Raw genomic sequence first — 13,765 nt, 5'->3', positions numbered from 1 at the left:
CACAGCATGCGACGCGCGACCAAACATGACGCCTCCCGCGCGGCCCCGGCCCAGCCCTCCGGCCAGGCCCCCTCACCTACGGCGTCTCGTCCAGCCCGTCCCGCAGATCGGTGACCCGTTCCAGCAGGATCGCCTCCCAGGCGCGGCGCAGTTGTGTCTCCAGCAGCGGGACGGGACTGTCGTCGCGGCGGCCATGAAGGCGATCGGCGAGGCGGATCACGGTGTCGCAGCGGGACAGCCACAGGCCGCGCAGGCAGGGACGGGGGCCGTAGCCGGCGAGCGTGGCGGCGCGTACGGCCGCGGGGGCGCCGACGGCGATCGCGAGCCCGGCGATGTCCTCGGCGGGGTCGCCGATCACCGCGTCGGCCCAGTCGAGGACGCCGCGTACCCGGCCGTCGGCGCTGACCATGAGGTGTTCGCCCTTGAGGTCGTGGTGCACGAGGATCGCCGCGGCGGGCTGCGCGGCGAGTTGGAGGGCCGCGGGCGCGGTGAGCTGGGCCAGGCGGGCGGGGTCGAACTCCTCGGCGGCGGCGAGTTCCTCGGCCGCGTGCGCGGCGGCCGTCCGCAGCTCCTCCAGGGAGCGCGGCGCGGCGCGCGGTACGCCGAGCGCCTCGGCCTGGCGTACCGGCACTTCGCGCAGCCCCGTGAGCAGTCCCGCCAGGTCTGCCTCACCGACGGCCGAGACAGCCTGCTTCTCGCCGGAGACGCCGGGCAGCCTGGTGTCCAGGGTGCAGCTCAGTCCGCTCGCCCATTCGCCGTGCGCGACACTCACCGGGACCGGGACTCCGATGTGCGGACGGACAAGGTCGCGCAACCGCAGTTCGCGACGCTGGAGTACGGAGGCGTCGCGGTCCTGGGCGAGTCGCAGCACATGGCGCGTGCCGACCCACCAGGTGGAGTGCTCACCGCCCTCGGCGACGGGCCGGACGTCGGGTCCCGCTCCCGCCGCAAGGCCGTCGGCGACCAGCGAACGGACCAGTCGGCGGACGGTGTCCGCGCTCGGTGTCGGTGCCTGGGTCATGGTCGCGCCGTTGTCGTTGGGGGCCTTGGGGCCTTGGGGCCTTGGGGAATGCTGCCGATGGTCGGTCAGTCGACGATCACCAGTTCACGGGAGGTGGTGTTGAGGCGGCGTCCGCCGTCCTCGGTCACCGTCACGATGTCCTCGATGCGCACCCCGAAGCGGCCGGGCAGATAGATGCCCGGCTCCACGGAGAAGCACATTCCGGGCACGAGGGGCTGCTGTTCGCCCTCGATCATGTAGGGCGGTTCGTGGGTGGTGACGCCGATGCCGTGCCCGGTGCGGTGGATGAAGTACTCGCCGTAGCCGGCCTCGGTGATCACCTCGCGGGCCGCCCGGTCGACGTCCTGGCACGCCACTCCCGGCCGCACCGCGCGGAACCCCGCCTCCTGGGCCGCGCGCACGATGTCGTACACCTTGCGCTCCTCGTCGTCCGGTTCGCCGACGTGGACCGTGCGGGAGGTGTCGGAGCCGTAGCCGTCCTTGAGGCCGCCGAAGTCCAGGACGACCATGTCGCCGCGCTGGATGATCCGGTCCTCGGCCTCGTGGTGCGGGTTGGCGCCGTTCGGCCCCGAGGCGACGATGGTGAAGTCGACCTGGGAGTGGCCGAACCGCCGCAGCAGATCGGCGATGTCGGCGGCCACGTCGGCCTCCCTGCGGCCGACGAAGGGAACCCTCCGGATCTCCTCGAACGTTGCGTCTGCGGCCGCTCCCGCGGCCGCCAACCGCTCCAGTTCGGCCGCGTCCTTGACGGCCCGCAGCATCGGCAGGGCCTCGGTGAGGGCGACGTGGCGCGAGTCCGGCAGCCGCTTCTGGAGGCCGAGCAGATGCAGGGCCCAGGCGTTGTCGCTGACGCCGAAGCGTCCCTCGGGGGCAAGGAGGGAGGCGGTCGCCTCATACGGGTCCTTGCCGTCCGTCCAGTCGCGGAGAGTCAGTGCGGGCGCGCCGGTCGCCTTGGCCGCGTCGGGCGCCTCCAGAGTGGGCACGACCAGGACCGGATCCTCTCCTGCCCTCAGCACCAGCAGAGTGAGCCGCTCGGTCTCCACCGGCCGATACCCCGTCAGCCACACCAGATCGGGCCCTGGCGCCACCAGGACGCCGGCGAGCCCGGCGTCCGCGGCTGCCTCGGCCGCGCGCCGCATGCGTGCCTCGTAGTCGTCGGCGGTGAAGGGCGCGGGCGTGCCGGTCATCCATGCCTCCGTCTGTCCGCAGTTCCCCAGGGGGCTACGGGCAGCATCCTGCCCTTCCGGGGAGGCGCGCGCGAGCCGGTTACCGCGGCCGCGTGTCAGCTCTCCAGGGCGAGGCGGGCGCCCAGGAGCAGCAGCACGCCTCCGGAGACCTGCTCCAGGCGTCGGCGTACGCCGGTCCGGGACAGCACGGCCTTCATCCGGCCGACGAACCACACGTACAGGCCGTAGTAGCCGACCTCGTAGACCGCCCAGAGCGCTGCGAGACCGACCATGGTGGGCAGATGCGGGGCGCCCTCGGGCACGAACTGCGGCAGGAAGGACATCGCGAAGATGGCCGCCTTCGGGTTGGCGAGGTTGAGCAGCAGCCCGCCCCGGTAGGAGGCCCAGCCGCTCTTCTCCGCGTCCTCCCAGCCGCCGTCCACGGCTCCCTTGGAGCGGCGCGCCTGCCACAGCGTCTGGACGCCGAAGGCGATGAGCACGGCGGCGCCGACGATCCGCATGATGTCGTACGCCATCTCGGAGGCGGCGAGCAGTGCGGTGAGGCCGAACGCGGCGACGACGCCCCAGACGAAGACGCCGGTCTCGTTGCCGAGCACGGTCAGGAAGCCGGACCGCCTGCTGCGCAGCGACCGCTTGATGATCAGCACGGTGCTCGGGCCGGGCGATGCGGCGATCAGAGTGCAGGCGCCGAGGAAGGCGAGAAGGGTGCTCAGCATGCGGCCATCGTGACCTGCCGCCTCTCCTGCGGCCAGCCCTTTTCCGGTTTCGTGCGGCGCGTTCCCTCTCCGGCTTCTCATCTAACGGGAGATCATCGCCCTCCCATTAGAGGTAATGCCCAGATGAACAGACTCCATTAGGTCAACGAGGGGACGAGCATGCTCGTACTGGCGCACATCAGCGACCTAATGAGGCGACGTCGGGGATGACGTTCCGACGTGTCCTGCGACGTCAGGTCACCACACCTGGCACCGTGGACAATCGCTGCCGGCTGCCGTTCGCGTGGCGCACGGTGAGGGTGACGGTGGACCCCGGGTGCGCGGCCGCGACCGCGCGCGCGAGGTCGGCGGCCGAGGTGATCCGGCTCTCGCCGAAGGCCAGCAGTACGTCGCCACGCACCAGGCCCGCCGTGTAGCCCGGACCCGGGATGTGGACACCGACCAGGAGGGCGCCCCCGTCCTTGGAGGCGTCGACGACCTCGATGCCGAGGGTGGCCTTCCCGGACTCCTTCTCGGACTCCTTCTCGGACTCCTTCTCGGGTTCCTTGGAAGGGGACGAACTCCCCGCCCCGGAGGCCGACTTGGAGCCGCCGGCCTGCGGCGCGCCGGAGATCCGCCCCGGTTGCCCCGCAGCCCCCTGCGCCCCGGCCTGCTTCTGAAGATCCGCCAGCTTGCTCATGCCGATCACGGTGGCGCTCACGGTGCCGAGTCCGACGCCCGACAGGACCAGCACCATACCGACGAACAGGCCGAAGAGCAGACTCATCAACCGCCTGCCGCGCCGCCGCGCGGCGTGCGGACGCCGGGGACCGCCGGACGGACGGCCGCCGCCCGGCTCCTGACCGGGCATCGGCTTGGGACGCAACGCGGTCTGTTCCATGGATCGCCTCCGGCAGATGCTCTACGGACCGCCTCCGGCTCTTGCTCTACCCTGCGCGCCGGCGCGCGACGATTCACGAACGAGTGAGACTGTCAAGCGTGTTCGAGAAGTTTGTCCGCCATGGTCGCCGCGGCTCCCCGCAGCGATCCGCCGTGCACCAGTTCCACACGGTGCACCAGGCGGGGCGCCACGAGCGGGACGGCCACCGCTCCGGGCAGGCCGGTGGCCGCCGTGCATGGCAGCAGGGTCAGGCCGTGTCCCGCGGCGGCCAGAGTGGTGAGGGCACGGATGTCGGTGCCCTCGTAGCGCAGGGCGGGGCGGAAGCCGCCGCTGCCGTTCGCGGCACGGAGGTGGTCCAGCGGCAGTCCCGCGCCGGGGGCGTCCAGCCAGCGGGCGTCGACGAGGTCACCGAGGCGCAACCCCGTGCGCCGGGCGAGCGGATGGGAGGCCGGCAGCAGTACGCAGACCGGCTCCTCGCCCACGCCGTGCGTGGTCAGCGGCGCCACGTCGGGCAGCCGAAGAGGGTCGCTGGGCGCGGCCAGCCCGTCGACGAGGCCGAGGTCCGCGGTGCCGGTGGCGACCGCCTCGGGGATGTCGTCGCGGGCCAGCACGCGCAGGGTCACGCCGGCGGCGGGGAGCGCCGCGAGGGCACGCGGTCCGAGGGCGGTCGGCGCGGCGGCGAGCGTCAGCCCGTGCTCGGGCGCGGCCACCATCCGGGCTACGTCGGCGCGGGCCGCGTCCAGGCGCAGGAGCAGCGGTCCGGCGTGTTCGAGCAGCCGCTCACCCGCGGCGGTGGGCGCGACCGGACGCCGGGTGAGCAGGGGCGTGCCGAGGTCCTGCTCCAGCGCGGCGATGTGCTGGGACACCGCGGACTGGGTGTAGCCGAGCTCGCGCGCGGCCTCCGAGAAGGACGCGAGCCGGGCGACGGTGACGTACGTACGCAGGAGATGCGGGTCCATGCGTCCCAGGATCCCGTACGTCATCAGCATTGCTTATCAAGGGTGCAGAAATCATCGTTGGACGTGAACCACGAGGCGCGCCCAGGATGAACGGCATGACCACGAACACCGCACAGACCGCCCGGATCGCTCTGGTCGGCGACCGCTCCCCCAACGTCGTCTCGCACACCCGCGTCCCGCTCCTCCTCGACACTCTCGCCGACCGCGACCGGATCGTCCTGGACGCCTACTGGGTCCCGTCCGAGGACGCAAAGGACGAGGAGGCGGTACGCGGCTTCGACGCCGTGTGGGTGCTGCCCGGCAGCCCCTACCGCAGTGAGGCGGGAGTGCTCACGGCCATCCGCACCGCCCGCGAGGACGGCACCCCGTTCCTCGGCACCTGCGGCGGTTTCCAGCACGCCCTGCTCGAGTACGCCCGCAATGTGTGCGATCTCGCCCAGGTCGCGCACGCCGAGAACGACCCCGACGCCGACGACTTCCTCATCGAGCCCCTCGCCTGTTCGCTCGTGGGCCACGAGGCCGCCGTCACGGTCGAGCCCGGCTCGCTGGCCCAGTCGGTGATCGGTTCCGAGCGGACGGTCGAGCGCTACTTCTGCGCGTACGGACCCTCCCGCCACCTCGATGCCCTGCGCGCGCACGGGCTGCGCTTCAGCGGACACGACGAGGACGGGCACGTCCGCATCGCCGAACTCCCCGGACACCCCTTCTACCTGGCCACTCTCTTCCAGCCGGAGCTGTCCGGGGACGGCTCGCGCCCGCACCCGATCGTGCGGGCGCTGGCGCGAGCCGCCGTGGCCCACGCGGCCGTCGCGAGCGAGGGGCAGCCCGTTTGACCACAGGGGCACGCGGCAGCCGCGGCGTGGTACCGCGACGCTCCTCGCGGAACTCTCCGAGGCGGCCCGGGTCAGTGTCAGACAGCGGCAGGAGAGCCCGGTCGCAGAGCAGCCGTTACCGGAGCCGCCGGCCAGGTGAACGGCAGCGCGGGCACCTGGTCCGGTACGAAGCCGTGGGCACGCCGGGCCAGGTCCGCCGCGCCGTAGCGATGGCAGTCCTGGTGCCACTTCAGGATCCCGGCCGTCCAGTTCTGCAGCTCCACGACATAGCCCTGCATGATCTCGCGCACTTCCTCCGAGAGCTTGAAGTCCTCGTACAGGACGGGCAGTTCATGGGCGGCGACATGCTCGAACTGCCGCATGCGCTGGGTCATCAGGTCGTGGATGACACCGAGCGCGGTCGGGTAGTCGCAGCCGAAGAAGTTCTGCACGACGAGAATGCCGTTGTGGACCTCGCCCTCGTACTCGATCTCCTTCTGGTACGAGAAGACGTCGTTCATGAGCATCCCGTAGTCCATGGCCGCGTTCTCCAGCGAGCGGACGGGGCCGCTGCGGTAGACCTCCGGTGGGACCTTGCGGCCGTGGCTCAGGCGGCACAGGCTCATGGTGAGTTCGGAGCCGAAGGTGGCTCGGCGCATCTCCAGGTAGTCGACCGGGTCGGGGATGCGGTGCTGGATCTGGTTGGACAGCTCCCACAGCCAGCTCTCCGTCATCACGTCCACCGCGGACCGGAACCGGCGCCGCTCGTCCGGGGTCATCTCCGCGGCGGTGCGCTGCCAGAGGTCGATGAGGCCGCGCTCCATGCCGTTGACCGGGACGGGGGCCTCCTCGCCGTCGATGGGCATGCAGGCCGACAGACGTGCGGTGGTCAATCTGGCCGCGGCCAGGTCGCGGCGGTTGCCGAAGACGAGCGGGTAGTAGTCGTCGCCGTAGGTGCCCCACGCAAGCCACCGGGAGCTGACGTCGAGCGCCTCCGCCGTCGCGTCCGGGTGGATACCGGCCGCGCACAACGGCAGGTCGTAGGCGGCGAGTTTGTCCTCGTCCCAGACGCCCTCCTGGAGCATGCCCATGGCGTGCATCCAGCCGGTGAGGCGGGCCCGTGCGCCCGGCAGATGCGGGCTGAGCGTCACCTCGAACGGCATGTGGAAGTCGGGAAGCCGGGACGGTCCGACCTTCTGGAAGGGGACATGGGTGTACGAGCGCAGCCGTTCGGCGCCGGCTGCCGAGAGCAGGGCCCCGACGTCCACGGCAGACGTGCCGAAGCCGCCGGCGTCGAACGGCCGCTTCCCTTCCAGCGCCCCCTCGTTCATGTAACGGCTCGACCGCAGATGCCACTCGTGGCCGCCCGACTGCCAGTCCTGCAGGCCCTTCGTGTACGCCGCGACGGCCGCGATCTCGTCCGGGGCGAGCCCCTTCTCCTCGGCCAGCGCGGGCACTTCGGTGAGGGCGGTGTGCTCGAACTGGTGGAGCCGTGAGGTGAGGATGTCATTGACGGTCTCGGCGGCCTCCTGGGTGGTGCAGCCGAAGAAGGTCTCCAGGACGAGGACGCCGTTGCTGAGCTCGCCCTCGTCCTCGACCTCCCGCTGGTACGAGAAGAGGTCGTTGCGCAGATGCACACCGTCGGAGAACGTCTCCATCAGCACGCGCAGGGGCCGGGATCCGGCGACGGAGGCGGGCACTTCGGCGGTCGCGTACTCGACGAGCCCCGCCGACCAGGGGGCGCCGCCCACCTTGCGGCGCATCTCGATGTACTCGACGGGATTGGCGATCCGCCCTTCGTTGATGTTGGAGAGCTCCCACATCGACTCGTTGAGCAGGTGCTCCGTGGACACGGCGAAGCGCTTGCGCCAGTCCACCGACATCGAGGGCACCGTGCGCGCCCACAGGTCGGCGAGGCCCGCCTCGACCGGATTCTCCGGCTCCGGTACGGAGGCCGAGACGTCCAGCGGCATGAAGAGGGGCAGCCGGTCCAGGTAGGCCTTGCCGCCGTCGCGGTCCTGGCTGCGTTTGAACGTCTCCAGGAAGTGGTCGTCGAAGAAGAACACCCACACGTACCAGTCGGTGATCAGGGAGAGTTCGGGCCCGTCGCAGTCGGGGTGCGTGTACGCGCACAGCAGGCCGTAGTCGTGCGCGTCGAGGTCGGACTGTTCCCAGATGCCGGAGCCCTCCAGCATGCCCATTCCGCGGGCCCACTCGACGGAATGAGCCCGTGCCTCGTCGAGATGCGGGTTCAGCCGCGCGGGATACGGCATGTAGAAGTGCGGGAGTTCGAACGGCTGCGTCATGGCCGGGCACTACCCATGGCCCCCCGGCGACATCCGGCTGCCGGGACATGATCACACCATCGCGTGAATCCACCCGTTTTCGATGCGTGAAGGCCAGGTGTACAGGGAGGTTTTCGCCCCCTCCGCCCCTACCCGTCCCGTACCAGCCCTTCGACTGCGGGTGCGTGGGGGCTTGTCGCGCAGTTCCCCGCGCCCCTGACGGGGCGCGGGGAACTGCCCAGTCCTCGTGGCCTCACGCGCCCTTGCCGACCCGCATCCCCCGGGTCACCGTGGTCGCATGACCTCCTTCGTGCTCCCCCATGAAGTGCACGGCGACGGCGCCCACAAGGTGTTCGCCGTGCACGGCTGGTTCGCCGACCGGTCCGCGTACGCGGCGGTGCTGCCGGATCTGGACCGCGCCGCGTTCCAGTACGCGCTCGTCGATCTGCGGGGCTACGGGGAGGCGAAGGACGCGGTCGGCGCGTACACGACCGCCGAGGCCGCGGCCGATCTCGTCGAGTTGGCGGACCGGCTCGGCTGGGAGCGGTTCTCGGTCATCGGTCACTCGATGGGCGGCGCCGTCGCCCAGCGTCTGCCGGCCCTCGCCCCGGACCGGCTGCGCCGCCTGGTCGGCGTCTCCCCGGTGCCCGCGTCGGGGCTGCCGATGCCCGCTGACCAGTGGGAACTCTTCGCCGACGCCGCGCACAAACCGGAGAACCGGCGCGCCATCATCGACTTCACGACGGGCGGCCGCCGCCCGGCCATCTGGCTGGACCGGATGGTGGCCCGCTCGCTCGCCGTCAGCGAGGCGAAGGCGTTCCGAGCCTGGCTGGACTCCTGGGCCGGGGAGGACTTCCACACCGAGGTCGAGGGGGCGACGGTGCCCGCGCTGGCCGTGACGGGCGCGCTGGATCCCGCGCTCTCGGCGGCCCTGATGCGGGAGACCTGGCTGTCCTGGTACCCCTGCGGCGAGGCACGTGAGCTGCTCGGAGCCGGCCACTACGCGATGGACGAGACCCCTCTGGAGCTGATCCGCGTGGTCGAGGACTTCCTGCGCGCGGACGACACGGGCGCGCCCACGACTCGCCGCGACGACGACACGAGCGCTCCCGCGACCGGGCCTTCGGACGGCTCCGGCGCCCTCCCCACCGGGCCTTCGGACGGCTCCGGCGCCGCCACGACCGGGCGTGCGGACGAAGGCGACCCCGCGTGAGCGTCGCGCGTGAGACCGCGCCGCCCGTGCCGGACGTCTTCGATCCACGGCGGTACGCCGACGGGGTCCCTCATGCCGCGTACCGCACCCTCCGCGACCATCACCCCGTGGCCTGGCAGGAGGAGCCCGAGGTGCTCGGCTGGCCGTCGGGACCGGGGTTCTGGGCGGTGACCCGGCACGCGGACGTCGTCCGGGTCCTCAAGGACTCGGCGACGTACTCGTCGTACCTCGGAGCGACCCAGATCCGCGATCCGGAACCGGACGACCTGCCGTTCATCCGCCGCATGATGCTCAATCAGGACCCGCCGGAGCACGGCCGGTTGAGGCGCCTGGTCAGCCGTGCGTTCACCCCGCGCCGTGTCGACCGCTTCGCGTCGGTGGCGCGCGCACGAGCCCGTGCGCTGCTCGGGCGGGCGGCGGAAGAGGCTCGCGCGGGAGACGGGACCTGCGACCTCGTCGCCGCCGTCACCGACGACTACGCCCTGCTCAACCTCACGGACCTGCTCGGTGTGCCGGAGGGCGACCGGGAGCTGCTGCTGCACTGGACGCAGCGGGTCATCGGCTACCAGGACCCCGATGAGGCGGGCGAGCCCGTGCTCGACGCTCGGGGCCGGCCCGTCAATCCGCGCTCCCCCGCGATGCTGCGGGACATGTTCGGGTACGCGCACCAGCTGGCCGTCCACAAGAAGAGCCATCCCGGCGACGATGTGATGACCACCCTCGCGAACGACCCCGAACTCGCCCCCGCCGAGCTGGAGATGTTCTTCTTCCTGCTCACCGTGGCGGGCAACGACACCGTACGCAGTGCCGCTCCCGGGGGTCTGCTGGCGCTGGCGGAGCACCCGGACGCGTACGACGGACTGCGCGCGGGTCGCATCGCTCTCGACACCGCCGTCGAGGAGTTGCTGCGTTGGCATCCTCCCGTGCTCACCTTCCGCCGTACCGCGGCCGTCGACACCGAACTGGCCGGGCAGCGCATCCGAGCGGGCGACAAGGTGGTCGTCTTCCACGCCTCGGCCAACCATGACAAGCGTGTGTTCACCGACCCGCACCGGCTCGATCTCGCCCGGACCCCGAACCCCCACGTCTCCTTCGGCGACGGCCCGCACATCTGCCTCGGTGCCCACTTCGCCCGGCTGCAGCTGCGCGTGCTCCACGAGGAGACGCTGCGCGTCCTGCCCTCGCTACGAACCGCCGGACCTCCCCGACGCCTTGTCTCGAACTTCATCAACGGTCTCAAGTCGCTCCCTGTGGAGGTGACTTGACGGATCAGGACCTCACCTGGATCAGCGCATGCGTGCCGCTCGTGCGCCAGCGCTGATCCTCGGCGGCGACGAGCGCGGACTCGGTGCGAGCGTCGAGACCGACGATCACATCGGACTTGAGGGTGCGCAGGGCGGCCACCGGGCCGGGGAAGTACGCGGTGGGAACGGCGAAGGGTGTGGTGGCGGGCCACAGCCGGTCGCCGATGAGGCGGCGGTAGTTCAGATCGCCCTTCATGATCGTCACATCGGCCTCGGCGAACTCCTGACGGAGGTCGTCGGGCATGTCGGCGTACGGCAGCGGGGCGCAGGAGAAGGGGTGGGCCCGCACCACGAGGCGGCCGTCGGTCAGGGCCGACCAGAGGCGGTGGCCGGAGTCGGCGGCGGCACCCTTGGCGGCGGCGAGGCGGCGCAGCGCGTCGAGCACGTCGGCGGTCGTGGCGTCGGAGACGTAGTACGGGTACGGCTTGATGTGCAGGGCGGCCCGCCCGACACGGTGGTGGAGGAGGAGATGGTCGATGAGGAGCAGGTCGGGGATGAGTTCCCGGCCCGCGTTGTCCGCGACCAGGCAGAGCGTGCCGCCGGCGAACAACGCCCGCAGCGACTCGCCGTCATTGGCGACCAGTGGGGAATCGACCGTCGGCTCGCCCTCCTTGGCGGCCAGGCGGAAGCCGAGGTCCGCGCGGTTGCCCCACAGCGAGCCGTGCAGCAGCGCCTGCTCCTGGTCCTCGACCGGCCGCTTCGCGAGTTCGTCCAGCGCGGCGAGTTCCTCGTCGGCCTCCGGGGTATCGAGTTCGGCGAGCTTGAAGGGCCGGAAGGGGTCGATGCCCTTCCAGGGGCCCGGGACGAAGTACTCGACGGCTTCGAGGAGTTGGCGGTACCAGTAGCTCTCGGCCCAGAGGAAGGGCACGTCGAACCAGGATCGCCCGAAGTGCTCCTGCCCCCACGCATCCCACTGCTCCCGGTCCGCCGCCTGCGCGCCGAGCGGTTCGATGACGCCCTCGGTGCTGCTCTTGAGCAGGGCGTCGAGCGCGCGGTGCTGCTCGGGACCGTAAGGGAAGGCGTCCCGCACCTTCCGGATGAGCGCCGGGTGCCGCTCGGCGAACACGCTCCAGGGAAACGACCCCACCGCGTTGCTGAGGATCACGGGCGCGTCGACGGGAGCTGCGGAATGGGGGGAATCGGGGGTCTCGGCGTGCTCGGGCATGCCGCTCACCGTACCGGCCGAGCAGAAGGGGCCGGCCGACGCGCGTGCGCGTCGGACGACCCCTCCCCCCGTAGAGCTCAACCGGTCCGCTAGAAGGTCAGCTTCCAGCTGTTGAGCGTGCCGGTGTCCTGCGCGGCAACGTCCTGGACGCGCAGCTTCCAGGTGCCGTTCGCCGTCTCGCTGGAGGCGTCGACGGTGTAGGTGGCGCTGACGTTGTCCGCGGAGTCCGAGGTGCTGGAGGACTTCAGGCGGTAGGTCGAACCGTCGGGCGCGACCAGGTCGATGACGAGGTCACCGCGGTAGGTGTGGGTGATGTCGACGCCGACCTGGAGGGTGGAGGGCGCGTTGCCGCTGCGGCCGCTGACGGCGATCGACGACTCGACGGCGGAGCCGGCGTCCGGGATCGACAGGGCGGTGGTGTTGGAGAAGGTGGTGCCACCGGTCGAACCGCCGCTGGACGCCACCGCCTGGACGGTCTTGGTCGCGTCCGCGAGTCCCGCACCGCAGCCGCCCGAGCACGTCCCGGGCAGCGCACGGGCGTTGGCCTTGATGGCGGACTCGATCTGAGCCGGAGTCAGCGACGGGTTCGCCGACTTCATCAGCGCCACAAGGCCGACGATGTGCGGGGTGGCCATGCTGGTGCCCTGGTAGTACGCGTACGACTCCGAAGACGGCGTTTTCGTACCGGAGTTGAGCGTGGACAGGATGCCGTTGGCGGTGCCCGTGCTCATCTCGCCGCCGGGGGCCGCGATGTCGACGATCGAGCCGTAGTTGGAGTACGAGGCGCGGGAGCCGGTACGGCCGGTGGCGGCGACGGTGATGACGTTGCTGCAGCTCGCCGGGGAGTACTTGGAGGCGTTGTCGTTGTCGTTGCCCGCGGCCACGACGACCGTCGTACCGCGGTTCACGGCCGCGTTGATGGCGCTCTGGGTGGCGGAGGTGCAGGCGCCCGAGCCGCCGAGGCTCATGTTGATGACCTTGGCGACGTTGGTGTTGGCCGGGACGCCGGAGACGCTGCCGCCGGAGGCCCAGGTGATGGCGTCGATGATGTCCGAGTCGTAGCCGCCGCACTTGCCGAGGACACGCAGCGGGGAGATCTTCGCGTGGTACGCGATGCCCGCGACACCCTTGTTGTTGTTCGTGACGGCGGCGATGGTGCCCGCCACGTGGGTGCCGTGCCAGGACGAGCTGCTGGAGCCGGTGCCCGCGCCGCACTCGTCGGTCGCGTACCAGTCGCCCGGGTCGGCCGGGTTGCTGTCGCGCCCGTCGCCGTCGACCGAGACCGCCGTGTCGGAGATGAAGTCGTAGCCACCGACGATGTTCGCGGCGACGTCGGAGTGGGCCACGTAACCGGTGTCGATGACGGCGACGGTCACCCCGCTGCCGGTGGACGTGGACCAGGCGCCCGGAACGCGCATGCCCGCCGTGGACTCGAACAGGTCCCACTGCTTGGCGTACTCGGTGTCGTTCGGGTCCGCCTGCGGCTTGTTGAGGCGGTCCGGTACGACGTAGGCGACCTGCGGGTCGGCCCGGTACTGCGCGATGACGTCGGCGACGTCCGCCTTCTTGAGCTCGGTGCCGAGGTCGACCAGGGCCGCGCCGGTGCCGAGGCGGCGCTGGAAGTCGAGGTCCTCGCCGGCCTTCTCGCCCTTGACCTGGGCGTCGGCGTCGGCGGCCTGGTTGGACTTGGCCTCGGGGGCGCCGGACTTGTAGCCGACGATCAGGCGCTCGGCCGGGGCGGCGGCCGACTGCGCGGCGGGGGTGACCCGCACGGTCCCGGTGGACGGCTGGGCGGCCACCGTGGTGGTCGTTCCGGCCAGCAGCGCGGCGGATATCGCGGCGACGGACAGCAGCTTCCGTCTGCCGCCGCGGGACGGGGAGGGCGAGGGGGAGGGACGCAAGGGCTTGCCTTTCGGAGCCGGCTCCGGGCAGCGCGGTGCGATGCGGAGCAGCGGTCGATTCGCTTCGTCGTCGAAGCGGCGGGGGGTGCAAAACCAGAAAGCGGCGCGGCGGCCGGCCATGCGCGTACGACCCGGGGAGGGGTTTCCTGTGGGTCGCCTGTGCTCGAACGATAGGCAAAGGGCAGGTAAGAGGGATACAGGGGAAACCCTCGATCTGGCCGGTAACCGACCCTCTCTCGGGGTCAGTTGGCCAAGAAGATGCCGTTTCGCGCGTATCACGGCGCTGAACGCTCGGCTCCGCGGCCCCGTACTTCACGGTGCC

General features: G+C 71.3%; 11 protein-coding genes. 3 read left to right on the top strand and 8 right to left on the bottom strand.

Annotation, left to right across the window (positions count from 1 at the left end; genetic code table 11):
- Positions 1-76: 76 nt before the first annotated feature.
- The 5 genes from IEY95_RS25480 to IEY95_RS25460 form a co-directional block, all read right to left on the bottom strand.
- Positions 77-1,021 carry an aminoglycoside phosphotransferase family protein gene (locus IEY95_RS25480; protein ID WP_189188432.1) on the bottom strand — a complete coding sequence of 315 codons (945 nt, stop codon included), beginning with the start codon at positions 1,019-1,021 and terminating at the stop codon, positions 77-79.
- 65 nt (positions 1,022-1,086) lie between these two features.
- Positions 1,087-2,208: an aminopeptidase P family protein gene (locus IEY95_RS25475; RefSeq protein WP_189188431.1), complete on the bottom strand. Its 1,122-nt coding sequence runs from the start codon at positions 2,206-2,208 to the stop codon at positions 1,087-1,089.
- Between the two features lie 95 nt (positions 2,209-2,303).
- Positions 2,304-2,924: a LysE family translocator gene (locus IEY95_RS25470; RefSeq protein ID WP_189188430.1), complete on the bottom strand. Its 621-nt coding sequence runs from the start codon at positions 2,922-2,924 to the stop codon at positions 2,304-2,306.
- A 232-nt stretch (positions 2,925-3,156) separates the two neighbouring features.
- Positions 3,157-3,804, bottom strand: a complete 648-nt coding sequence (locus IEY95_RS25465) for a PDZ domain-containing protein (RefSeq protein WP_189188429.1) — start codon at positions 3,802-3,804, stop codon at positions 3,157-3,159.
- 92 nt (positions 3,805-3,896) lie between these two features.
- Positions 3,897-4,763, bottom strand: coding sequence for a LysR family transcriptional regulator (locus IEY95_RS25460; protein WP_189188491.1), 867 nt, complete (start codon positions 4,761-4,763; stop codon positions 3,897-3,899).
- A 95-nt stretch (positions 4,764-4,858) separates the two neighbouring features.
- On the opposite strand from IEY95_RS25460, the gene IEY95_RS25455 reads away from it, so the two are divergent.
- Entirely contained in the window at positions 4,859-5,596 is a 738-nt protein-coding gene (locus tag IEY95_RS25455) for a CTP synthase C-terminal region-related (seleno)protein (protein ID WP_229703336.1), read from the top strand.
- Positions 5,597-5,673: 77 nt separating this feature from the next.
- Here IEY95_RS25455 and cyc2 read toward each other — a convergent pair whose 3' ends face one another.
- Positions 5,674-7,881: a germacradienol/geosmin synthase Cyc2 gene (cyc2, locus tag IEY95_RS25450; protein WP_189188427.1), complete on the bottom strand. Its 2,208-nt coding sequence runs from the start codon at positions 7,879-7,881 to the stop codon at positions 5,674-5,676.
- A gap of 277 nt (positions 7,882-8,158) precedes the next feature.
- On the opposite strand from cyc2, the gene IEY95_RS25445 reads away from it, so the two are divergent.
- Positions 8,159-9,073, top strand: a complete 915-nt coding sequence (locus tag IEY95_RS25445) for an alpha/beta fold hydrolase (RefSeq protein WP_189188426.1) — start codon at positions 8,159-8,161, stop codon at positions 9,071-9,073.
- A complete protein-coding gene (locus IEY95_RS25440; RefSeq protein WP_189188425.1) occupies positions 9,070-10,338 on the top strand; it encodes a cytochrome P450 in 1,269 nt (422 codons plus the stop codon). The genes IEY95_RS25445 and IEY95_RS25440 overlap by 4 nt, the downstream gene beginning before the upstream one ends.
- Positions 10,339-10,342: 4 nt before the next feature.
- Here IEY95_RS25440 and IEY95_RS25435 read toward each other — a convergent pair whose 3' ends face one another.
- Together IEY95_RS25435 and IEY95_RS25430 are read right to left on the bottom strand one after the other, a co-directional pair.
- Complete coding sequence (locus IEY95_RS25435; RefSeq protein WP_189188424.1) at positions 10,343-11,542, bottom strand: damage-control phosphatase ARMT1 family protein; 1,200 nt, start codon at positions 11,540-11,542, stop codon at positions 10,343-10,345.
- 89 nt (positions 11,543-11,631) lie between these two features.
- Complete coding sequence (locus IEY95_RS25430; RefSeq protein ID WP_229703335.1) at positions 11,632-13,443, bottom strand: S8 family peptidase; 1,812 nt, start codon at positions 13,441-13,443, stop codon at positions 11,632-11,634.
- Positions 13,444-13,765: the final 322 nt, after the last annotated feature.

This window comes from Streptomyces albiflavescens, from assembly GCF_014645835.1.
Lineage (GTDB): Bacteria > Actinomycetota > Actinomycetes > Streptomycetales > Streptomycetaceae > Streptomyces > Streptomyces albiflavescens.
This window is presented reverse-complemented; position numbering and strand designations above follow the sequence as displayed.

Bases quoted from the DNA above. Each gene is read 5' to 3' on its own strand.
- IEY95_RS25480 (WP_189188432.1), bottom strand. From the start codon at position 1,021: ATGACCCAGGCACCGACACCGAGCGCGGACACCGTCCGCCGACTGGTC.
- IEY95_RS25435 (WP_189188424.1), bottom strand. From the start codon at position 11,542: ATGCCCGAGCACGCCGAGACCCCCGATTCCCCCCATTCCGCAGCTCCC.
- IEY95_RS25475 (WP_189188431.1), bottom strand. From the start codon at position 2,208: ATGACCGGCACGCCCGCGCCCTTCACCGCCGACGACTACGAGGCACGC.
- IEY95_RS25465 (WP_189188429.1), bottom strand. From the start codon at position 3,804: ATGGAACAGACCGCGTTGCGTCCCAAGCCGATGCCCGGTCAGGAGCCG.
- IEY95_RS25460 (WP_189188491.1), bottom strand. From the start codon at position 4,763: ATGGACCCGCATCTCCTGCGTACGTACGTCACCGTCGCCCGGCTCGCG.
- IEY95_RS25445 (WP_189188426.1), top strand. From the start codon at position 8,159: ATGACCTCCTTCGTGCTCCCCCATGAAGTGCACGGCGACGGCGCCCAC.
- IEY95_RS25470 (WP_189188430.1), bottom strand. From the start codon at position 2,924: ATGCTGAGCACCCTTCTCGCCTTCCTCGGCGCCTGCACTCTGATCGCC.
- cyc2 (WP_189188427.1), bottom strand. From the start codon at position 7,881: ATGACGCAGCCGTTCGAACTCCCGCACTTCTACATGCCGTATCCCGCG.
- IEY95_RS25455 (WP_229703336.1), top strand. From the start codon at position 4,859: ATGACCACGAACACCGCACAGACCGCCCGGATCGCTCTGGTCGGCGAC.